The sequence below is a fragment of the Desulfotruncus arcticus DSM 17038 genome (genome assembly GCF_900113335.1).
Classification (GTDB): Bacteria; Bacillota; Desulfotomaculia; order Desulfotomaculales; family Desulfallaceae; genus Desulfotruncus; species Desulfotruncus arcticus.
In genome coordinates this window covers 97,085-118,094 of sequence record NZ_FOOX01000012.1, presented here as the reverse complement: position 1 = coordinate 118,094, position 21,010 = coordinate 97,085, and the positions used below count along the sequence as shown (strand labels likewise).

General features: G+C 46.1%; 21 protein-coding genes and 1 pseudogene. 12 read left to right on the top strand and 10 right to left on the bottom strand.

Going from position 1 to position 21,010, the window contains the following annotated elements:
- Positions 1 to 98 precede the first annotated feature (98 nt).
- Positions 99 to 842 (bottom strand): class I SAM-dependent methyltransferase, encoded by a 744-nt coding sequence (locus BM056_RS15950; RefSeq protein WP_092472424.1) that lies wholly within the window; start codon positions 840 to 842, stop codon positions 99 to 101.
- Between the two features lie 288 nt (positions 843 to 1,130).
- On the opposite strand from BM056_RS15950, the gene BM056_RS15945 reads away from it, so the two are divergent.
- Together BM056_RS15945 and BM056_RS15940 are read left to right on the top strand one after the other, a co-directional pair.
- Entirely contained in the window at positions 1,131 to 2,270 is a 1,140-nt protein-coding gene (locus tag BM056_RS15945) for a trans-sulfuration enzyme family protein (protein ID WP_092472423.1), read from the top strand.
- Positions 2,271 to 2,272: 2 nt separating this feature from the next.
- On the top strand, positions 2,273 to 2,722 hold the full coding sequence (locus tag BM056_RS15940) for a DUF6144 family protein (protein ID WP_492207421.1): 450 nt from the start codon (positions 2,273 to 2,275) through the stop codon (positions 2,720 to 2,722).
- A 46-nt stretch (positions 2,723 to 2,768) separates the two neighbouring features.
- Here the strand turns inward: BM056_RS15940 and BM056_RS27670 are convergent.
- Positions 2,769 to 3,116 (bottom strand): annotated as a pseudogene (locus BM056_RS27670) (hypothetical protein); the annotation flags it as partial.
- An 82-nt stretch (positions 3,117 to 3,198) separates the two neighbouring features.
- Between BM056_RS27670 and BM056_RS15935 the strand changes: the two are divergent.
- Both BM056_RS15935 and BM056_RS15930 read left to right on the top strand, forming a co-directional pair.
- The gene (locus BM056_RS15935; RefSeq protein WP_092472421.1) at positions 3,199 to 3,468 is read left to right on the top strand and encodes a type II toxin-antitoxin system RelB/DinJ family antitoxin; all 270 of its coding nucleotides are present in this window, start codon (positions 3,199 to 3,201) and stop codon (positions 3,466 to 3,468) included.
- Positions 3,461 to 3,724, top strand: coding sequence for a Txe/YoeB family addiction module toxin (locus tag BM056_RS15930; protein WP_092472420.1), 264 nt, complete (start codon positions 3,461 to 3,463; stop codon positions 3,722 to 3,724). The genes BM056_RS15935 and BM056_RS15930 overlap by 8 nt, the downstream gene beginning before the upstream one ends.
- Before the next feature lie 140 nt (positions 3,725 to 3,864).
- Here BM056_RS15930 and BM056_RS27325 read toward each other — a convergent pair whose 3' ends face one another.
- The 4 genes from BM056_RS27325 to BM056_RS15915 all read right to left on the bottom strand — a co-directional run bounded on the left by BM056_RS27325 (position 3,865) and on the right by BM056_RS15915 (position 6,615).
- Positions 3,865 to 4,200: a D-alanine--D-alanine ligase gene (locus BM056_RS27325; RefSeq protein WP_274377556.1), complete on the bottom strand. Its 336-nt coding sequence runs from the start codon at positions 4,198 to 4,200 to the stop codon at positions 3,865 to 3,867.
- The gene (locus tag BM056_RS27320) at positions 4,172 to 4,843 is read right to left on the bottom strand and encodes a D-alanine--D-alanine ligase (RefSeq protein WP_274377555.1); all 672 of its coding nucleotides are present in this window, start codon (positions 4,841 to 4,843) and stop codon (positions 4,172 to 4,174) included. Before BM056_RS27320 ends, BM056_RS27325 begins: the two co-directional genes overlap by 29 nt.
- Before the next feature lie 279 nt (positions 4,844 to 5,122).
- A complete protein-coding gene (locus BM056_RS15920; protein WP_092472419.1) occupies positions 5,123 to 6,214 on the bottom strand; it encodes an NADH:flavin oxidoreductase in 1,092 nt (363 codons plus the stop codon).
- A 71-nt stretch (positions 6,215 to 6,285) separates the two neighbouring features.
- On the bottom strand, positions 6,286 to 6,615 hold the full coding sequence (locus tag BM056_RS15915) for a MerR family transcriptional regulator (RefSeq protein WP_174549965.1): 330 nt from the start codon (positions 6,613 to 6,615) through the stop codon (positions 6,286 to 6,288).
- Positions 6,616 to 6,833: 218 nt separating this feature from the next.
- Between BM056_RS15915 and BM056_RS15910 the strand changes: the two genes are divergently transcribed.
- From BM056_RS15910 to BM056_RS15875, 8 genes are all read left to right on the top strand, one after another.
- Positions 6,834 to 8,042 carry an MFS transporter gene (locus BM056_RS15910; protein ID WP_165613562.1) on the top strand — a complete coding sequence of 403 codons (1,209 nt, stop codon included), beginning with the start codon at positions 6,834 to 6,836 and terminating at the stop codon, positions 8,040 to 8,042.
- Between the two features lie 359 nt (positions 8,043 to 8,401).
- Complete coding sequence (locus tag BM056_RS15905; protein WP_092472416.1) at positions 8,402 to 9,769, top strand: hypothetical protein; 1,368 nt, start codon at positions 8,402 to 8,404, stop codon at positions 9,767 to 9,769.
- A 14-nt stretch (positions 9,770 to 9,783) separates the two neighbouring features.
- A complete protein-coding gene (locus tag BM056_RS15900; RefSeq protein ID WP_092472415.1) occupies positions 9,784 to 11,190 on the top strand; it encodes a radical SAM/SPASM domain-containing protein in 1,407 nt (468 codons plus the stop codon).
- An 87-nt stretch (positions 11,191 to 11,277) separates the two neighbouring features.
- Positions 11,278 to 12,624 carry a nitroreductase family protein gene (locus tag BM056_RS15895; protein ID WP_092472414.1) on the top strand — a complete coding sequence of 449 codons (1,347 nt, stop codon included), beginning with the start codon at positions 11,278 to 11,280 and terminating at the stop codon, positions 12,622 to 12,624.
- Between the two features lie 34 nt (positions 12,625 to 12,658).
- A complete protein-coding gene (locus BM056_RS15890) occupies positions 12,659 to 13,048 on the top strand; it encodes a hypothetical protein (RefSeq protein WP_092472413.1) in 390 nt (129 codons plus the stop codon).
- 76 nt (positions 13,049 to 13,124) lie between these two features.
- Complete coding sequence (locus BM056_RS15885; protein WP_092472412.1) at positions 13,125 to 14,369, top strand: acyl-CoA dehydrogenase family protein; 1,245 nt, start codon at positions 13,125 to 13,127, stop codon at positions 14,367 to 14,369.
- A gap of 149 nt (positions 14,370 to 14,518) precedes the next feature.
- Positions 14,519 to 14,857, top strand: a complete 339-nt coding sequence (locus tag BM056_RS15880; protein WP_092472411.1) for an FmdB family zinc ribbon protein — start codon at positions 14,519 to 14,521, stop codon at positions 14,855 to 14,857.
- 17 nt (positions 14,858 to 14,874) lie between these two features.
- On the top strand, positions 14,875 to 15,903 hold the full coding sequence (locus BM056_RS15875; protein WP_131820775.1) for a sigma-54 interaction domain-containing protein: 1,029 nt from the start codon (positions 14,875 to 14,877) through the stop codon (positions 15,901 to 15,903).
- 9 nt (positions 15,904 to 15,912) lie between these two features.
- On the opposite strand, the gene BM056_RS15870 is transcribed toward BM056_RS15875, so the two are convergent.
- The 4 genes from BM056_RS15870 to BM056_RS15855 form a co-directional block, all read right to left on the bottom strand.
- On the bottom strand, positions 15,913 to 17,853 hold the full coding sequence (locus BM056_RS15870) for a sigma-54-dependent Fis family transcriptional regulator (protein ID WP_092472409.1): 1,941 nt from the start codon (positions 17,851 to 17,853) through the stop codon (positions 15,913 to 15,915).
- Between the two features lie 239 nt (positions 17,854 to 18,092).
- A complete protein-coding gene (locus BM056_RS15865) occupies positions 18,093 to 18,383 on the bottom strand; it encodes a Zn-ribbon domain-containing OB-fold protein (RefSeq protein ID WP_165613560.1) in 291 nt (96 codons plus the stop codon).
- A gap of 47 nt (positions 18,384 to 18,430) precedes the next feature.
- Complete coding sequence (locus tag BM056_RS15860; RefSeq protein WP_092472407.1) at positions 18,431 to 19,585, bottom strand: thiolase domain-containing protein; 1,155 nt, start codon at positions 19,583 to 19,585, stop codon at positions 18,431 to 18,433.
- A 14-nt stretch (positions 19,586 to 19,599) separates the two neighbouring features.
- Positions 19,600 to 20,949, bottom strand: coding sequence for a phenylacetate--CoA ligase family protein (locus tag BM056_RS15855; protein ID WP_092472406.1), 1,350 nt, complete (start codon positions 20,947 to 20,949; stop codon positions 19,600 to 19,602).
- Positions 20,950 to 21,010 lie beyond the last annotated feature (61 nt).

The window sequence follows — 21,010 nt, the reverse complement described above, 5'->3', positions numbered from 1 at the left end:
GAGGGACCATGCCTGAGAGCGATCTTTTCGAACATCCTCTTAAAATAGAAAACCGGCTAAATTTCAAATTAAAAGGAAAATTGATTATATATTATTATCTACCCTTGTTTCCAACTTTGTTTCACTGCAACCAAGGTAGTTAAACCTTTCCTCAATTCACAATAGGATAAATGGAAACCTAGTTTTTGCAACTTTTCTTTCACCCAATCTACACCTATTCGAAGTTTTTTATAACTACTAGCAGTCATTTTCCATCCCATTTCAGTTTTTGTATAAATAATATCATAAACATTTATATGTCCGGATTGGTATTCTAAGAAACAAGTCAAAATTCTATTCTCGTCACTTTGGACAGGAATAAATCTGTTTACACCATTAAGCTCTTCCCCATAATCCCGAAAGGTTAAAATAAAACTACCGCTATTCTCAAGGCTTTGATAGACTTTCTCGAGTAAATCCACAACTTTATCAAAGGTCTCCAAATGGGTTAAAGTATCACCCATGCAAACAACAATTTCAACTCGTTCGCATTGAAGGTACCGCGGAAAGTTAATAATATCGTCCTGAGCAACTTGAATATCACAGTTCACTGACCTTTCCCGCAGTTCAGTGACCAGCACCGAACTCAAATCAATGCTGAGAACTTTAAATCCAAGGGTCGCCAGAGCTATAGATTGGAACCCGGAACCACAACCCAGGTCGAGGGCACGCCCGCTCAAGCAGGGAGTTAGCTTAAATTCCTTAAATAAGTCTATATTTTCCCTAACCTTGAGGTCAAATTCACCGAACATCCAGGAATAATATTTCGCCAGGAAGTTATCATAATGTTGCTTAATAGCCAATGTTTTTAATCCTCACCTTTTTTACTGTAATTATAACCCTGTAATGCTAATTTCTTATAACTTTTGGATTCACCTTAACATTAGGAAATGACTTTTTTGCTGCCCGGGATGCTGCGAAGGAGGCAATAAAAATAATAGAGCGAAAAATAATAGATTGAATCAAACCTTAACCGGTATCCAAACATGCTGCGCCCAATAACATACTAAGGATGTTTTGAAGCAAAATAAAGGTTTTTTTCCCAATTAACGAAATAGGTATTAATTACAAGTACGAGGAGAGGATTATCTATGAAAAAAGAAACCCAATGCGTACACAGCGGCAGCTACCGGGACGGCGTAACACGGGGAATCAATACGCCGATTTTCACCTCTTCGGCCTTTGACTATTTGGACCGGGACGACACTCCCTACCCGCGCTACTTCAATACTCCCAACCAGGATGCGGTTGTGAAAAAGGTATGTGCCCTTGAGGGAGCCGAAGACGGGGTTGTTTTCAGCTCGGGGATGGCGGCGATGAGCACCGCGATTCTCTCGTTTGCCGGCTCAGGTGACCATATCGTGTTGATGGACGAGTTATACGGAGGAACACACGCTTTTGCAACCGGTGAATTCCAAAGGATCGGGATTGGATACTCTTTCGCATCAACCGACGCCGAATCAATATGCGCAGCGGCTACGGAGCGCACCAAGGTAATCGTAATCGAATCTCCGACAAATCCCCTGCTGAGCGTTATCGACATTCGAAAAGTGGCGGCGTTTGCCAGGGAGCGGGAAATCACAACGATCATTGATAATACCTTTGCCTCTCCGATGAATCAGAATCCCATCGAACTCGGTATAGACATCATCGTGCACAGCGGTACCAAGTACCTGGGTGGGCATAGCGATATGTGCTGCGGCCTGGTAGTGACTTCACGAAAGAAAACGGAGCGAGTGCGCACCTTGGCGCGGCACCTGGGTGGCAGTCTTGACGCCATGACCTGCTATTTACTTGAGCGAAGTCTGAAAACACTGGCTTTGAGAGTCGGTCGCCAGTCGGAGAACGCTATGCGGATCGCCCGATTCCTCAAAGGACATCAGTGTGTAAGCAGGGTGCATTACCCCGGTTTGCCCGATTCCCCCGGCCATGAAATCGCCAAATCACAGATGAAGGCTTATGGCGGCATGTTATCCTTTGAATTGGACAAGAGACAACTGGACGCCTCAAAATTTGTCAAGCGGCTTCGCCTGATCAGTCCAGCGGTGAGCCTGGGAGGTGTGGAGTCAACTATTTGTGCTCCGGCGGTTACCTCACATGCGAAAATGTCTGCCGCCGAGAGGGAACGAATCGGGGTTACCGACGCTTTATTGAGGCTCTCGGTAGGAATTGAGGACGCCAGCGATCTTATCCAAGACTTGGAGCAGGCCCTTGAAGGGAGCAGCAATTGACTATGCATATGCCTATTGACAAAAACAAAAGGTGGATAACAGGGTTGCACGAAAGCATTGACCAACTCGGTAAAGATTTGCAAGCCGCAATTATGAAACCAGCTGGTATGCAGTGCGCTTCAGACCTATTCTCATTATGTGAAAGCTATTTGAGAAATAAAATAGCTACAACTGAAGATCTTATAAATGGTTGGAATACTCTGCGAGAGAAACGGAACCTGAAAGGAAGATGGGAATTTGAAGGGGATATAGTCCGAGGCACCTTCTACGAATGTGGCTGCCCGCTTGTTCGTTCGGGAATGATCGATCTTCATCCTGTCCAATGCTATTGCTCTCAGGGAATGATGGAGATGGTTTTTTCCAAAGCAGCGAAAAAAACGGTACAGGTTGAGATTAAACGTTCGATTGGCAGGGGTGACGATGTATGCGAATTCCTAATAAAATTATCATAGAAGATACCTTTTCAAATAACTTTAACGGGATTATTATTTGGATTAATCAAGGAGATGCTTTGTTTATCCCCGAGGGACAAGGGAAAAACAAGCACCTTTCACTGTTTAACTCATAAAAGATGCGTAAGAGCACATACAAGACAGACTCAAAATCGCAATTTAGCGCGTTAATAATATTTTTCTCCTTGCATAAGTCTATATGCGGATCAAAATTCTGATAGTACATCCAAAGCGATTCTGCTGGAAGCTTAAGCAGGATGTTCAGTATATCTCGTAAATTGCAACCATCTCCCTCATTACACTGTGAATGTTGATCATCAGGACACAAAGCCGGCTCAGCACAAAATCTTTCAAATTGTTTAACAAAAAGATCTTTAAAATGGAATACTAGATACTGGTCACTAGCAACTAGGTTGACAGAAGCATGTTTTTGTCATATAATTGTATTACAAACATATACTAAGGGGGTTTTTTATATGGCACGGAGTAGCTTGATCCAAATCAGAGTTGATGACGCTCTCAAAAAGGATGCAGAAACACTTTTTAACGATTTGGGGCTTGATATCCCGACTGCTATCCGTCTTTTTTTGAAGCAATCTTTAATTCATAATGGTATACCGTTTGCTATTGTCCGAACAGATGATTTTTATAATAACTACAACCTGCAAGTTCTGAAAAAATCCATACAGCAACTTGAACATGGCAAAGGAATAGCTCACGATTTGATTGAGGTGGGCGATGAATAAGGTTTGGTCAGATGAAGCATGGAAAGATTACCTATATTGGCAAAAGCAGAATAAGAAGACTTTAAAGAGAATAAACTTGCTTATACAAGATATTGACCGCAATGGGTATGATGGGATTGGCAAGCCGGAGCCGTTAGGCGAAAACTGGTCAGGATTTTGGAGCAGACGCATTGATGAAAAGAATAGGCTTGTCTATCGGATACAAAACAATAACATTGAGATAGCACAATGCAGGACGCACTATAAAGACAAGTAAGACTAATTTTTCCAGTTCCAGAACCGATAGAATTCCAATGATAATCTTCTGCGGCTCCATGAGGGGTTGTCGGCGATTACCTTTTTTCTTGACAACCGCAAGTAATCTTTTCATCTCCAGTTTTCCCAAACTAAACATACTTAAAAATTGGTCTGAGAACGGTTTTTATCCCGATGCCGCTCAATGGCCAGGTTGATTAACCGGTCAAGCAATTCTTTATACCCGATACCGGTAGCCTCCCACAGCTTGGGAAACATGCTGAATTGAGTAAACCCGGGCATTGTGTTGATTTCATTTACCAGTATATCGCCGTCCGGCCTGCGCATAAAAAAATCTACCCTGGCCAAACCCGCACAATCAAGAACTTTAAATACCTTTACCGCCAACTCCCGCAGCCGGGCAACCGTATTCGGCGGCAGGTTGGCCGGTATTTCCAGCCTGGTCAAGTCATCTAAATATTTTAGCCTCGTAATCATAGAATTCTTTTACCGGGATAATCTCGCCCGGCAGGGAGGCAATGGGATCATCGTTGCCCAGTACGCTTACCTCCAATTCCCTGGCATCTATATATTCCTCTATAATAATCTTGCGATCATATCGGGCTGCCAAATCCATTGCGGCAATTAGCTCCGTCCGCTGATGGGCCTTCGAAATACCGACACTGGAGCCAAGATTGGCCGGCTTGATAAAACAGGGATAGCCCAGGTTTTTTTCCACTGTTTCTATAATTGACAATGAGTCGTTTTCCCAATCCCGGCGCAAGCAGTGCCGAAACCGGGCCTGGGGTACACCGTGTTGGGCCAGCACCGTTTTCATCAACACGTTATCCATTCCCAGGGCAGACCCCAAAACGCCAGCACCCACATAGGGTACATTGGCCAGTTCCAGCAGTCCCTGGACAGTGCCATCCTCCCCATAGGTACCGTGCAGTACCGGAATTACCACATCGACCGCGCCTGTGTCTGCCTCAGGTTTACCAACGGCAAGCATGACCAATTTCATATCTGTCGAATCAACCGGCAAAGCTTCTTGCTCCGCTTCGGCGCCTGTGCTGCAAATCTTCACAAACAAAACCGTCTCAATAATAATCTTTATGCCAACCCTTTGCCTCTCTTGCAACCTTTATCCAATTAATAGCCTGTTGATACCCGTCCTTTATTATACCTCCCAGCAGTACCAGCCCAGCACATCATCCCGGGATAAGCCGGTAAGACGAAGGCTTATCCCGGTATGTTATCCTTTTGAATTGGATAAGAGGCAAACGGGATTATTATTCGGATTAATCAGGAGAATGTTGTGGGCACTTCATAAAACTAGAAGACCGGCTGCCTTTCCAAAAAAACTTCGCACTGACAAGTCCGGGCTTATGGATAAAGCCCGGACTTGGTGTTACTTAGCTTAGCTCTTTTTATTTTTCACTTCACAGCATACTCCATTACCCGACATCGCCGCTTTAAAACAACTATTATCCGAGATGCATTTTGCCCTGCTGCGATCCCCGGATTGCCAGCGGTTAATTAAATTAGGCTCTCTGATCAACGGGCGGCTCATGGAGATGTTATCCGCAACCCCCTCTTCAACCAAGCGCTCAGCTACTGAAAAAGATCGCATACCACCCACCAGAATTAGCGGAATGCCGACGGCACTTTTGAAATGGCGGGCTTCTTCCTTAAAATAGGCCTCATCTTCTTCAGTTTTAATGCCAAACCGGCTGGGAGAAAGTTTGCTGTTCGTAAGCAAGCCGCCGCTCAATTCAATTGCGTCCAGCCCTATACCGGCCAGCAGGCGGCCAACCTGAAGGGAGTCTTCCAAGGTTAACCCGTTATCGGTAAAATCACTGCAGTTCAGCTTGATCAACACCGGGTAATCATCGCCCACGGCTTCCCTGATGGCTTTGTACACTTGCATATGAATGCGGGACCTGTTTTGGATATCTCCCCCGTAGGCATCCCGGCGCCGGTTAAACACCGGCGAGAGGAACTGGCTGAGCAGATAGCCGTGAGCCGAGTGTATTTGAACCCCGTCAAATCCGGCGGCTTTAGCCCTGCCTGCTCCATCGGCAAAAGCGGCAACCAACTCCCGTATATCCTGATCTGTTATTTCATGGTACGCTTTGCCCGGTTCCTCCGAAACAACCAGCGGTGTCTGGCCGGTTAGTTTTCCGGGCGCAAATCTCCCGGCATGGGCCAGCTGCAGGACAATCTTGCCGCCGCAGTCGTGAACAGCTTTGGTCATTCCCCGCAGCCCGGGAATGAGTTCATCTTTATAAATGCCGAGCTGCCAGGGACCTGCCTGACCCTCCGGCCGGACATAAGCATGGCTTGTGATAATTAAGCCCACGCCACCTTTGGCAAGATCAACCATTGTGTCCACCAGCCCGGGGGTAACAGCTCCGTCATTGGCCGCCATTCCTTCCCACGTTGCCGAACGGACAAAGCGATTCGACAATACCATACTGTTTATTGCTGTTTGTTCAAACATTTTGCTCATTTTTAGCACCTTCTTATTTATCAAATATTTATGCAAGGCCTTTGGCCCTTCTTTTGCTTTTGAGCATCTTTCTATCTTGTTTTCGTTTTTTTGGCAAGTTCTAGAAATACCTTATTAATATTCTCCATTCGATCCTCTACTTTTTTGGCGGCGGCATCCAGAGTATAGCCATCGTTTAAAAGCTCCTGGATCAAAAGAATTTTCTTTATATTTATATAATCATATCTCCGCGTTGTTCCTTCGACTTCCTTCACTGGCTGAATGATTCCTTTTTCTTCCCAGTAGCGAATTTTCCTTTGCGGAACCCCTGTAATCTCCGACACTTCCCCAATTCCGACAATCAACCTACTTAACAAATCGAAATCCAACAGAGCGTTGGCCGCTTGTTCTTTTTGCCCCACCCCTGTTGCCTCCCTTGTAAACTTTGCAATCATTTTACAACAAATGAAGAATTATTACAATTACCCACTCCGTTTGGGCTTCACGTAATTTACTTACGATGATGAATAATTTCAACAAAAGCCCAATGAAACATATTGACATCAATTGTAGCTGTGTTACAATTGATGTCAATACGGTTACATACGGAATAATTATAAACCTGGGAGGTTTGAAGCAGGTGAGAGCCACAACAAGCACTGTGATAAGTGATAATGGCCTTGAGAAAGCTGATGCTGCTTTTAGTTTACCCCTGACAACATTTTTACTTGCTTTCTGCGGGTTGATTGTAGTGTCCAACATTTACACGATGATTCCAATCCATAAAGACCTCTCGGTAGCTTTTCAAGTACCCGAAATAAAGGCAGCGTGGGCCAGCAGTATTTTTTCAATCTGTTACGCGGTGGGTTTCCTGGTTTTTGGCCCTTTATCCGAAAGATACGGAAAAAAGCAAGTAATCGTTGTCGGGTTGGCTGCGTTAGCGCTATGTACTTTTATTACCGGCTTTGTGCATACAATAGGGCTGCTGCTGGTTTTGCGCGCCGCGCAGGGTTTCGTAGCCGCCACGTTTGCCCCTGTGGCAGTAGTTTATGTATTTGAAACTTATCCGCCGGAGCAAAGGGCGACAACCATCGCTTTAATCAGCACCGGGTTTCTAATGTCAGGTATCATTGGACAGGTTGCAAGTTCATGGATTACCCGGTCCTTTGGTTGGCCCTACGTATTTTTAGTTTTTTCAATTACTTACCTTATCGCTTTTCTGCTGACTTGGAGAATCTTGCCGTTAACTCCGGGGAAAAACCAAAATACCTCCCTGTTGACAATATGGAAGCAAACATTCGGATTATTGCGGAAACCGAACTTGGTTACGTGCTATATAATTGCCTTTACATTGCTCCTATCCTTTGTCAGTATGTACGCTTCCCTGGGTCACTATTTGGTTGGCGAATTTGGGCTGAGGGCGGAGCAGTTGTTGGTTATTCGTTCCGTGGGGATTTTGGGTATGATCTTATCTCCTCTTGCCGGAACACTAATCGCCCGTTTCGGCTTAAAGAGAGTACTCGTGGGAGGATTGATTAGTGCTTCCGCAGGTCTTCTGTTGGTATGCGGTTTGTCAACGTTAATTCTTGTTACTGTGGCTTCAGTAGTTTTTGTGGCAGGGATATCGATAATTGTTCCCACCTTAATTAATATTGTTGGAATACTTGGTGATCAGGCAAGAGGTGGAGCAATAGCGCTATATTCTTTCATTTTGTTTGTGGGAGCAAGCACCGGGCCCATCATCGCCCAGCTTGGGGCATTTAAAGTTGTAATTTCCATCCTAGCCGGTATTTTGTTGTTTTCCGCGCTTCTTTCACTAACCATCAAGGTTCACGGTAAAGAGGGGTAGATGAAATGATTTCCGGTTTTATGCTGCAAAGCTTCACTAAACAACTCGATTTCATCCCCCGACCGCCGTAAACGATGATATTTGCCTCAGTGAGTTCATGGAGTACGGCGCCCAAGATATTGTAGCATTGGACAACGTTGTATCGTTTTGAAGCATATAAAATTGCTGTAGGTTTGATTTTTATGCCCCCCTAAAGGGGGTTTTTATTTTGACTTTATCGCGGCAAAATACCGTTTACACAAGCGCTTTGACCTTGGAGCTCAGTATGGTTTGACTATAATGGTGCATCTTGGTGCTGGATATTGGTATATGACTTGCTTACAAAATAAAAACAGAATATTTAAAAAGGAGGAAATACTATGAAGAGTCCTAAAAATCTAATCAAACAGGCGTTTGAAAACACTCCTACGGTATTTCAGGCTCTTTCCCGCGTACGCACCAGGAGGGTGGGCGAAGGTTACAATGTGGCCCACGGGGAAGAAGATCAGCTGCCCGTGACCGGTAAAGTCACTGTGGAGAAAGGCCCCTTGGCCTTTAAATCTCAGAAAGAACCCGTCCCCCTGTCTGATGTAGAAAACGCTCTATTATGTTGGGCGGCCTGCGGCCCCAACGGGATGGCCCTGCTTGATCTGGACCCCAACAATGACCTCGCCACGATCATGTCGTGTGCCGGGCGCACCATTCCGGGGCCCTGCAATGATAGGGGGGCGCACCTGTTTTACTGCACCGACGAGGGAACATTCTTTTACAAGCCTTCACCGGATTCCCCCAAGCCGGTGGAAATAGAGGACGATGACGACTATGAAAAAATACTCGACTGGTTTAAAAAGGGCTCGGTCAAGCTGTCTGACAAGAGAATCGATCTTGACTGGGGTTCACCTGAAAAATGGGGGCCGGCGGCCAAAGGGGGGCTCACCGGTATCTGGCAGCACAACTTCAACCGCCCCGGTTCCACAGTTTTCTTTCCGGTGGTGGACTTAACCAAAGAACTGGTTAACGTGATGCTGTCCGGTTTTGAACATATGCACTGGATGTTTGTGGATGACGAGACCGGCGAGCCCATGGGCCTGAGCGAATGGGCCATGCCGGGCTACCTGGAAGTACCGGTTCCCTGGAGCATGTACGAGGAAATCATCTTTTCCCTGGCCCACAACGTGGCGGGAATGATGGTGCAAAACGCCCGGCTGGCGGCAGAGGCGATGGGGTTGGGGCACTGGAACTTCGGAGGCATCGCCGAGGATATCATCCTGGGTGCAATTCCCGAGTTGGCCAAGGGACTGGGGTTCAGTTACCAGCAGCTCAACGGGCGGAACTTCTTCCATGGCCTGCCGGGTATATGGGAAGGCTGGGGCTGGCCGTCACCCTGGCACAAGAGCACCGATGAAATAGTCGAGAAAAACGTGCAAACAAGGTATTCGGCTGAAGGTTTGTTCTACGGCAAGGGTTGCCCGGAAGGCTGTATTGATAACCTGCCGTTTAATCAGGAAACGCTGGAGGCCGTCAGGCGGCATCCCAAGATCAAGATTTCCGATTGGGCCATTGACGCGGCCAAGTCCTGCCTCAAGTACATTGTTGACAAATATGGCAGGTTCCCGGTCTACAGCTCGCCTTTCCACGCGCAATTCGTTTGCCAATTCCACCACATCGACCCGGCGTTTTATGAAAAATACTATGTGCCAGGCTTCATTCATGACCAGATTATCAATCACTACCGGGATTGGCATTGAGAGGAGTGTCGAAGATGGAACAATTGCACATTGATCCGGTAAATAAAGCGCTTATTGAACTTACCGACAGCCAGATCATGAGACGACTGGTAAAACTGGTGCTGGCCAATAATACTTTTTGCCCGCAGTGTGGAGGAGAAAGAGCCTGGGTGGCTGTGGGCCGGTTGCTGGGTTCGGGAAATGCCCTTTGCCCCGACTGCCGGGCGTTGGCCGACCGGATCCGTCAGGAAGTCCTTGAGCTTGGCCCGGTGGTCACGCGGGTGGCGTTGAACACGTTGAAGGGGGTGCTCAGTTTCGGTCTGCGGCGTCCTTTTGTGGCTGGCGCTCCCAGGTTGGTCACCTGGGAGTTCACTTCACGCTGTAATCTTGCCAGCTGCCCCCATTGTTATACCGATTCGGTAAATCATTGTAAATACGAGGATGAATTATCCACGGAGGAAGCGTTGCAGGCGGTGGATTCCTTTACCAGGGCCGGGGTAACGGGTATTGCTTTTACAGGAGGCGAAGCGCTCCTGCGTGATGATTTCTTCCAGGTGGCGGGCTACGCGGTTTCCCGTGGAATACCCTGTTATGTGGCTACCAACGGATCCCCGCTTACCGGGGAAAGGGTCCGGAGCCTGAAAGAAGCCGGTGTCAGCCTGGTGCATGTGAGCATGGACAGCCCTGATCCGGCCGCGCACGATGCCTTCCGGGGCACCCCCGGCCTACACCGCATGGCCGTGGAGGGGATTAAACGTTGTGTGGAAGCTGGATTGCAGGTGTCCCTAGCTGCCACCGCTACCAAGAAGAACTGGGCTGATATTCCAAAGCTGCTGGACTTCGGTGATGAATTGGGCGCCGACTGGTTGCTGGTCTATAATTTTATCCCCACGGGCAGGGGTACGGCTATTCTTGATCCGTCCCCGGAGGAGCGGGAAGAATTATTCCGGCAGTTGTGGAAACGAAGCAGTCAGACGCGACGGATTCGGGTCAGCGCTTTCGCGCCGCAGTTCGGGCTGACTGGGGTTAAAGAGGGCTGCAGCGGATTGTTGGCCACCCATTACCTGGACCCGGTATTATTCAAAAAGCATCAAAGCATCATCAAATCTTCGGCTGGATGTATGGCCGGCAAAAATTATCTGGCTATGGAACCGAACGGCAGGCTCAAACCGTGTACTTTCCTGCCGGTGCATATTGGAAATATCAGACAGGATAATTTGGAACGCCTGTGGTTGAATAGCCCGGTACTGGCGCAATTGCGCGATCCGGACTGCGTCAGCGGGTCGTGCCGGTACTGCCGGTTCCAGTTGGAATGCGGCGGCTGCCGGGCCAGGGCCTATGCCTGTACCGGTGATTACCTGGGGTCGGATCCAGGGTGCGTGGAGGGCCTGCGCGCCGGCGCATCGGAGCAGTTAAACCTACAATCTGCTTGCGCTCTGTAGTGAAGGAGATTAAGGAAATGATTGAAAAAATGAAAAAAGAAAAGGAACAGGCTGAAAACAAGGAGGATAACAACGGGGGTAATACCGGTGACAACACCCAAAGTCAGCAGTAAGGAACAAGAACGGCTAAAAACAGCCTTTGAGCGGACACCAACTTTTTTTCAATTATTGACGACGCTGCGTTCCCGGCGGGTGGGGGCGGGTTACACTGTGGACTCGGGTACCCGGGAAGTGCACGGTGTTACCGGTCGCCGTCTGGAAAACACCGGGGGGCCTCTGTCTTTTGTTTCCACAGCGGCCCCGCACCCGTTAACCGAATTGGAGACAGCATTGCTCTGCTGGGCGGCCTGTGGTCCGAACGGCATAGTGGCCGGGGATATCGGCCTATCCAATAATCCCGGTGTTTTAATGCAGTTCGGCGGCCGGACCATTCCCGCCGCCGGCAACGACCATGCCGTGGAATTGATTTTCAGCAACGACGAAGGAACATTTCTTTACAGGCCCACTGGGAACAGGACCAGGGTGGTGGAGATAGAATCCGAGGCGGACTATCCCAAGGTGGTGGAATGGTTCAGGGAAGGTGTAGTCAAATTAAGCGATCAAAGGTTGGATGTGGACTGGGCTATTTCACCCGGCCGGCCAATGGGTATCTGGCAATATAACCTTAACCGGCCCGGGACCACCTGGTTCATCCCCGTGGCGGACGCGGCCAAAAGCATGGTCAATCTTTATTTCTCCGTATTTGAACACATGCATTGGCTGATCACCGATGAAGATACCGGTGAACCGTGCGGTTTGGAAAGGTGGGCCAGGCCGGGGTTTCTGGAAGTGCCCATCACCCAGCGCACTTATGAAGAGGTCATGCTGCACATGGCCGACTACCAGCACGGTATGCTGATCCAGAACCTGCGCCTTGCAGCGGAGGCGCTGGGGCTGGGTTGCTGGATCTTCGGCGGGTTTTGTGAAGAAATCGTTATGGGTGGCTTCAGACCCCTGGCCAAGGGGTTGCGGTTCAGGTACAAAGTCATAGACGGTAAACGGAATTACGTGGGCTTGCCGAAGGTGCTGGAAGGGTTCGGGCTGCCGGCGCCGTGGCACAAATCTCCCAATGACCTGATCGACCGGGTGCTGGCATTGCGGGAAGATGCCATCAGCAAAACTTCATACCGGCCGGAAGTGCAGGAAACACTGCGAGACAACCCTGCGTTTAAACCTTCCGAGTGGGCTGTTGAAGCGACCAGGGCGGTGTTGAACTACTTGTTTGAGCGGTACGGCAGGTTCCCTGTTTACTTTTCCACTTTTCACTCTAACCTGCATGCTCAGTTACACCACCTGGACGCAGCATTTTATAAAAATTATTTTCAACCCGGTTACCTTAATGACCGGCACTTACAGCACAAAGCCACCTGGCATGATGATGACACGAAGGGGTAATGAAACAATTTGATAAAGGAACGGTGAGCGGCAAATGGGGATCAGCAGTCAAAGCGACTTTAAAGCGATTCTGGATAAGATATGGTTATCTGCCCATGCCCTGGAAGCCAGTCAGGAACTCCAGGAAGGGGTACTCCTTGAACAGTTTTATGATAATCAATATATCGTGAGTGCCAGGAAAACGGCAGATAGCTGGGATATACAGGAGGGCCCGGCGTCCCGGGCCAGAATAATGCGGATTTTTTATTATGGGGACGGCTGTGAAAAATTGGCTGATGCTGAGGACTTGCCAACTTTCGGCCAGGCTGTGCAGGATGTCATTGCCGAAAGAAAGATGGTGTTTATTCCTCTGCGTCCCCCTGAAAAGCTGATCGAAGCCGGGTTTTCCCGATTCGGGGAACGTCTGGGGCTTCCCGGCAAGTAATGAAGCTTGACTCACGTGCAGATTATTTGCCGGGTTTTAGGGTTATCACAGATTTATAAACGGAGGAGTATAACATATGTACTTGGAGCTGAATATGCGTCTTACCGATGAGCAGGAAGATTTAAAAGAAAGTGTGCATAAATTTTCCCAAGAAGTGATCCGGCCTGCCGGTGAGAAGTTGGATCAGATGGACCTGGATGAAATGATCCAGGAAGGGTCTCTGTGGTGGGAATGCAAGAAGAAAATGAGAGAGCTGGGATTTCATACTACATTCATTCCGGAAAGTTTAGGCGGTACCGGTATGGGACCGGTAGAGCATCACATCATCTGGGAAGAGCTGGGGTGGGGTTCCGTTGGCCTGGCACTGTCCCAGGATGTGGATGTTTATCCCGCATCCTGGCTTTTAAGAATGAACCCCGGCAACCAGCGGTTAATTGATGAATTTGTCAAACCTTACGTAAATGATCTGGACGCCGGAATGATCGGGTGCTGGGGGCTTACGGAAGCCGACCATGGATCGGATATACTGATGGCGGGCACTCCCCAGTTCAGGGAACCGAAAATCAGCCAAAGTATGAAGGCCAGGTTGGACGAAGACGAATGGGTGATTGACGGCACCAAGTCAGCCTGGATTTCAAACGGGCCGGTGGCTACCCATGCGCTGCTTTTCGTGAGTATTGACGCATCCAAAGGAATGGCCGGCGGTGGTATTGCCGTAGTTCCGCTTGATCTTCCCGGCGTTTCCAGGGGACGCGTTTTGAGAAAACTGGGACAACTCGACCTGCCCCAGGGAGAGCTCTATTTCGATAATGTGCGTATCCCCCGCGATTACATGATCGTGGGGCCGGATCGATACGAATTCTGGGTGGAACAGGTGTTGAGCGTAGCCAACTGCGGCATGTCTTCTCTATTTACCGGGGTGGCCAGGGCGGCCTTTGAACTCGCCCTCGGTTATGCCAAGGAACGGGTGCAGGGAGGACGCCCCTTGGCCGAACACCAACTGATTCAGAAAAAATTATTTGATATGTTCGTCAAGGTAGAGACAGCCCGGGCTTACTCCAGGGCGGCAGTTGAATATTGTTTTACCGCCATCCCCGCCCCTGTTCAGTATGCCGTGGGAGCCAAGGTTTACTGTACCCAGGCGGCCTTTGAGAACGCCCATGAAGCTCTTCAGATTTACGGCGGATATGGACTGAGCAAGGAATACCCCGTTGAAAAAATCCTGCGAGATGCCCGGGCGGCATTGATTGAAGACGGTTGCAGCGAAGTGCTCAGCTTGATAGGAGCCAGTGCGATATTAAGAAGCTATTTACTCTATTAGTTAATTATTTCAACTTGAGTATTTCTAAAAATATGATTGTCACTGGCCGGACGGTTATTAGACTGAATCGGCCAGTGAACTTACATCCTTTTCAAGGAGAAATTACCTGTGCGACTGCCAAATTCATCTAATGAAAGGAAGAAACGGTGATGCCGATTTATGAAATGCGGTGCCCTGTGTGCCATAAAAAGGTGGAATTACTTGTCTCCGGGGAGTCGTCACCGCAACAATTGTCCTGCCCATCATGCGGTCATCATCAGATGGAGCGTATGATGTCCTGTTTTTCATATCACCGCAGCACCGCGGATCGTTTGGGTTGCGTTGCTGCCAATCGCCCTACCGGGGCGGACTTTTACCGGGACGAGCGGAATATTGGGCTTAGAACGCTCAAGCGATTAAAAGATTCAGGATGTGAACCAAGCATCGTAGATTTTGAGAATACGGTTGAAAGAGCACGACACTATGTAAAGGAAGAATTACAGAAATAAGTAAAGGGTTGATAGATTTGTTATCACGAGAAATAATTACGCATGGTTCAATTGTAACGTTAAACAAATCTACTAATTATTCAAGCGCCAATCCAACACTGAATGATCCTTGTGTCCCAATCATTGGTAACTCTAAAGAAATATTATCGGCAATTTCTTTGGCCAAAAAGACAGCGCGGGTTGATTTTAATGTTTTGCTAACGGGTGAAACAGGAACAGGTAAAGATTTATTTAGCCGATATATTCATAACCATAGCAATAGAAAAAACCAACCTTTTGTAACAATAAACTGTGCAGCTATCCCTAAAGAACTTATAATAAGTGAGTTGTTTGGCTATGAAGAAGGAGCTTTTACCGGTGCATCCAGAAAAGGTAAATCCGGCAAATTTGAAGCAGCCCATTCAGGCACTCTCTTTCTCGATGAAATCGGCGATATGTCTTTAGAGGGGCAATTAACATTGTTGCGTGTCCTGGAGGATAAACAGATTACCAGGCTGGGAAGTAATCTAAGTAAAAAAGTGGACGTGCGAATTATCAGTGCCACCAATAAAGACTTGAAAAAGGAATCGGAATTGGGTAACTTTCGCCAAGATCTTTATTACCGTCTTAATGAAATCAATATATCTATACCATCCCTACGATGGCGTGGTGAAGATATAATTATTTTATTCAATCATTTTGTTGAAAAAATATTTGGCAGAAGGATACTTATATCCGAAGAGGCAAGGGACGTGTTATTAAATTATAATTACCCCGGAAATATAAGAGAATTGTCAAATATAGTAAAACGGATTTTTATTAACCATGAAGAAATTGTCATGATTAAAAAACATCATTTTCCGAAGGAGATCATTGAAGCTACTCTCGAGAAACGTCCTGCAAATCCCTTTCTTTGCATGCAAAGAAAACAAATCGAGGATATATTGCATCGCTGCCATGGAAACATTTCTGAATCATCAAAAATGTTGGGTATAAACAGAAGAACCCTTTATCGAAAAATAACAGCATACAATATTTCCATCGAAAAATTTCGAAAACGGGCATAAGATATTTGGTTAACTTAATTTAAATTTATATAGTTTACGATAAAGGGTACTTCGGGAAATTCCCAGTTCATTGGCTACGCGTGTTATATTATGATTATGTTTTTTTAACAACTGTCCGATCATTTCTTTTTCATATAGTTCTACCGGTAAAAGAACCTGCCTTACATCCTTAACTTTAAAGTCGGCAGGCAAGTCATCCGGCGTCAGTACGGAACCCTGGCAAACATTAACAGCCCGCTCCAAAATATTTTGCAATTCACGGATATTGCCCGGCCAATGATAATTTTTTAGTGCTTTAATTACTTTCGCATCCACCTGCATCATCTTTGTTTTGTTCAGCTTTGAGCAAAGATGTTTTACAAAATGGTTAATCAATAAAGGAATATCTTCCTGTCTCTCCCGCAAAGGTACCATATCAATCCTTACCACGTTTAAGCGATAATATAAGTCTTGCCTGAAATTACCTTTACCGACCTCATCCTGCAGGTTCTTGTTTGTCGCTGCAATAATACGAACATCCACAGGAATTAGATCATGCCCGCCTATCCTTGTAATGGTCTTTTGTTCAATTGCACGCAGCAGTATTGTTTGCAGTTGCAGCGGCATTTCACCGATTTCATCGAGAAAAATAGTACCTCCATTGGCCAATTCAAATTTTCCGGGCTTGCCTCCCCGTTTGGCGCCAGTAAAAGAACCTTCTGAATATCCAAAAAGCTCGCTCGCGATCAGTTCTCGAGGTATTGCCCCGCAATTTATGGCTACAAAAGGACCATTACCGCGTACGCTTCCATTATGTATTGCCTGGGCAAACAAATCTTTGCCGGTACCGCTTTCTCCCAGAAGCAATACATTTGAGATACTTCCTGAAATAGCTTTAGCCAGTCTCACCGTTTCCATAAATTTTTCATTCTGTCCGATTATATCCGAAAATGTCAGCCTGGCTTCGGATCCCGACATGTGCTGAACAAGTTTACGTGCCCTGGCAATTTCATTAAATAAAATAACGGTACCCTCATTTTTATTCTTTTTGCATATGGATCTGGAAGTGATCAAACAGGTTGTTTTTCCTGTATTATTGTATATATTCACCTCCCGGTCCGTCATATCTCCCTGGCTGAGGATAATGTTTGCAATTAACTTGTTTTTTTCGCCAAGGATCATACTAATCGGGTTATTGATGATTTCCTCCGGATCCTTGCCTAATATCCCGGCGGCAACCATATTGACATGTGAAACGAAGCCCCTGGGATCAACGGCCAGCAAACCCTCATTTATGGACTCAATAATGGTATTTTTATAATTGTTGGAGATCTCTAAATTTCTCCAGGCTCTCCTGGATAACATCTGGTTCTCAATAGCGTAAACCGCGGCCACAACCATGCCCAAAGTATGTAAATGTACATTTTTCACATGTCCCGACATATCAAGAACGCCGACTATATTACCATCCGGTTCATGGATAGGAGCAGCAGAACATGTCCAATTTTGGATACCCTGACAAAAATGTTCACAACCGATAATTTGTATCGGTTCAAGTGTCTTTAAGACTGTGCCAATGGCATTGGTACCGGCAGATTCTTCGCTCCAATTTGTACCTGAGATAAAGCTTACTCCTTGTGCGGAATCCATTATTTCTTGATCACCCATAGATTCAATCAATATTCCGTCAGTGTCGGCAAGTACAACAATAAAACCAGAATTTTTAACAAAATCATATAAATTCTTCATAACTGGCAGGCTGATATCAATTAATTCATTCAATCTCATTTTTCCGGCTAACAAATCATGGTTACCAATAACAGGTATTTTAGGTATATACGGATCTACTTTATATTGTAAGCACCTCTTCCAGGACGCTTGCAATTCCGGCCGGAGAATTCCAAATTCTTCAAAATTCCCGCTGAGCATCTTTCCCCATATTTGCTTCAATCTATTCTGTGTCAGTTTCATTTTCAGGAACCTCCTTCGTGCAGCATATTTGCAATAAATTGAAGGTCAATTACATATTTTCACATTATTTTTAATTTTATAACTACTTATATTCTATAATAAACCCTTTTTTTCCTTTATATGACACATAGAAATGGAGCCGAAGGACCGGTTGCCACCGTCCTCGACTCCATTAAATTTGGTCCCAATGGCATCTAGACTATCTGACATTTGTTGTGTTATTAGTTTTATCAACATTACTACCAGAAGAACAATCTTTCATCTTTAAGCATTAAATTAACTCTGTTTCCTACGGTGAGAGCATCTTTTTCGCCGCTATATAATGCCGATACCAATGAACCCTTTTCCAGTTCAATGACACCTACTATATAAGGAGTGGTAGAATTCCAGCCATCCGGGGGAACATGGATTTTTGTATAACTATATAAAGCCCCTTCGCTAAAGTTTATTTCATTTAGCTGGCCGTATCCGCAGTTCCTGCAGTGAATAGCAGGAAGCATATTTATCTTGCCGCACTTTTCACATTTCAAGCAGGTTAAGTAATTCATATTCAACCCCTTCGCCATGCTTTATTATTCTAAATTTTTTGTAAAATGGACACGGTACATACAGCAGCGGGTCCACCCAAATTATGAGTAAGGCCTATTTCGGGATTAGGGACCTGGTTTACCGCTTCACCTCTTAACTGTTTAACAATCTCATAAACCTGGGCCAGGCCTGTAGCCCCAACCGGATGACCACGCGACAACAAACCCCCACTGGGATTTATTGGAATTCGCCCCGTTATCTTAGTTTCCCCGTCAGCAGCTGCCAAAGCTCCCTCGCCTTTTTTAAAGAAACCAAGATCTTCACTATCAATCACTTCCGCAATTGTAAAACAATCGTGTAATTCTGCAACATCTACGTCTTCAGCGTTAATTCCCGCTTGTTTATACGCTTTTTGGGCCGCCCTGATGGTCGCATCAAATCTAATCATATCAGGCATATCCGATATGCGGGTGGTACCAAGTGTTTGGGTGACAGACAATATTTTAACAGGTTTTTTACTGTATTCTTTCGCCATCTCCACGGGACAAAGAACCACCGCTGCCGCGCCATCTGATATTGGACAGCAATCAGCCATATGTAATGGTTCAGCAACAGGATATGAAAGCATAATGTCATCCACAGTGGTGGGCTTGCGGAGGTAGCAAACGGGGTTTTTTACGGCATTTTCCCTGCTTTTTACAGCTATTTGATGGATATATTTTTCTGAAACGCCATACTTCTGCATGTACGCGTTAAAACATAAAGCAAAAAAGCCGGGGAAAGTTGTGCCAACTTTGCCGTCCAGATTCTGATCGAATGCTCCGGCTAGAGCGCTGGTTATTTTTGAAGTGCTGGCCGCACTCATTTTTTCCGTGCCGGCGGCAAGTGCTAAATCAACTTCACCAGTAGCAACAGCTAAAAATGCCTGACGTAAGGCTATGCCGCCGGATGCACAAGCGCCTTCCACCTTTGTAACCGGAACCGGTCCCAACCCGATACCCTTGGCTACCATTGCGGCAATTATTGCTTGACCGGTCAGCACCTCTCCAATGAAGTTTCCCAAATATAGGCATTGAATCTCATTAGCTCCTATGCCTGCATCTGCAATGGCCTTATTACATGCTTCCACTCCTAGCTCAATAATCCCCTTTTGGTTTTTTCCAAAATTGGTTGACCCAATCCCGATAATTGCTACATCCCTCACACATTCCCCCCCTTTTAATTTGCATCTATTTCAATATATTTTGCCTTAAACTCTGCCGGCGGAATGCTTCCAGGCGGGGACATGATGACGTTTTCCGGTGCCCAGAGGCAAGAACGTCTGATACTGTTTACCAATTCTTTTTTTATGTTTTTAACATCATTATCAGTTAAACCATCCGCATGTTCAACCTTGAGCTTTACAGGCCCTGTTACAGTAAATAATTCAGGTTTCTCTTGAAGAATTATTTTAAATTGACCGGTTAGCTTTGGAGCAAATGATGAAATTATGTCTTTTATGGTTGATGGCCATATTTTTACTCCCTTTATTTTTAACATGTCATCGTAACGTCCGGTTACATTAAACCTGATGCCGGGATATCCACATTCACAGGGTGCAACCATTATTTGGCATTGGTCTTGCACGTCAAATCGAATTAAGGGACCCGCTTCTTTATCAAGTGCGGTATATATCCGTGTACCTTCTGCTCCATCTTTCATTTCAATAGGCATTTTAGTGATCGGATCACAGAACTCGTTGTAACAGAATTCCCGGTTAACAATGTGAAATCCATTTTTTAAATGACATTCAATTAAATCACCGCAAATCATCTCCGGGCTTCCCATAAGGTCTCTCATGTCACACTGCCATATATTTTCCATTTTTCTTCTAAAAGAAGGAATTGAGGCTCCTGGTTCCCCACCGCAAAAGAATTTTCTCAAACCAAGTTCACTGGGTTTAAGATCCAGTAGTTCCTGGCATTTATTTGCTAAATGTTCGGCATATGAGGGGGTACAAACAATACTTGTTGGTTTTAAATCACGAATTAACATCAACATACGGTCCACCGGAGTAGGCACGCCGACAGGTACTACAGTGGCGCCAATCTCGCGGGCAGCTGTGGCAAATGAGATTCCGGAAATCCAGTTACTCAAGCCCAGGGCATGAATATGGGTATCTTCCGGCCTCAACCCACCAAGCCAAAACATCCGCTTGGCGCATTCCATCCACATTTCCCAGTCCTTTTTTGTGCAGCACGTATATGTGGGCTTGCCGGTAGTTCCTGTTGAAGCAGTTATCCATACAATTTCCGTTCTCGATACCGTCATATTGGAACCCAAGGGGTAACCCTCCGCTTGCATCGATCTTAATTCCGCCTTGGTTGTTACGGGAACCTTCCGGGAAAAATCTGCAAAACTCTTGATATCATCAGGATGTATTCCGGCTTCATTGAATTTTTTATGATAAAAAGCGGAGGAAGTATAGGCAAAAATAAGAATTCTTTTTAGTTTTAGCCATTGAATCTTTTTCATTTCCTCCTCCGGCATAAGCTCCCAATACTCATTCCATACTTCTTTTTCTATCATTAGAACACTTCCTTAAATGCACGATATTTATTTTATATAATTGACCGGGCAAGTATCAACA

What these genes read in the sequence shown, in the direction of transcription:
- BM056_RS15945 (WP_092472423.1), top strand. Translation starts at nt 1,131, where the DNA reads ATGAAAAAAGAAACCCAATGCGTACACAGCGGCAGCTACCGGGACGGC.
- BM056_RS15940 (WP_492207421.1), top strand. Translation starts at nt 2,273, where the DNA reads ATGCATATGCCTATTGACAAAAACAAAAGGTGGATAACAGGGTTGCAC.
- BM056_RS15935 (WP_092472421.1), top strand. Translation starts at nt 3,199, where the DNA reads ATGGCACGGAGTAGCTTGATCCAAATCAGAGTTGATGACGCTCTCAAA.
- BM056_RS15930 (WP_092472420.1), top strand. Translation starts at nt 3,461, where the DNA reads ATGAATAAGGTTTGGTCAGATGAAGCATGGAAAGATTACCTATATTGG.
- BM056_RS27325 (WP_274377556.1), bottom strand. Translation starts at nt 4,200, where the DNA reads ATGATTACGAGGCTAAAATATTTAGATGACTTGACCAGGCTGGAAATA.
- BM056_RS15920 (WP_092472419.1), bottom strand. Translation starts at nt 6,214, where the DNA reads ATGAGCAAAATGTTTGAACAAACAGCAATAAACAGTATGGTATTGTCG.
- BM056_RS15905 (WP_092472416.1), top strand. Translation starts at nt 8,402, where the DNA reads ATGAAGAGTCCTAAAAATCTAATCAAACAGGCGTTTGAAAACACTCCT.
- BM056_RS15900 (WP_092472415.1), top strand. Translation starts at nt 9,784, where the DNA reads ATGGAACAATTGCACATTGATCCGGTAAATAAAGCGCTTATTGAACTT.
- BM056_RS15890 (WP_092472413.1), top strand. Translation starts at nt 12,659, where the DNA reads ATGGGGATCAGCAGTCAAAGCGACTTTAAAGCGATTCTGGATAAGATA.
- BM056_RS15885 (WP_092472412.1), top strand. Translation starts at nt 13,125, where the DNA reads ATGTACTTGGAGCTGAATATGCGTCTTACCGATGAGCAGGAAGATTTA.
- BM056_RS15880 (WP_092472411.1), top strand. Translation starts at nt 14,519, where the DNA reads ATGCCGATTTATGAAATGCGGTGCCCTGTGTGCCATAAAAAGGTGGAA.
- BM056_RS15870 (WP_092472409.1), bottom strand. Translation starts at nt 17,853, where the DNA reads ATGAAACTGACACAGAATAGATTGAAGCAAATATGGGGAAAGATGCTC.
- BM056_RS15855 (WP_092472406.1), bottom strand. Translation starts at nt 20,949, where the DNA reads ATGATAGAAAAAGAAGTATGGAATGAGTATTGGGAGCTTATGCCGGAG.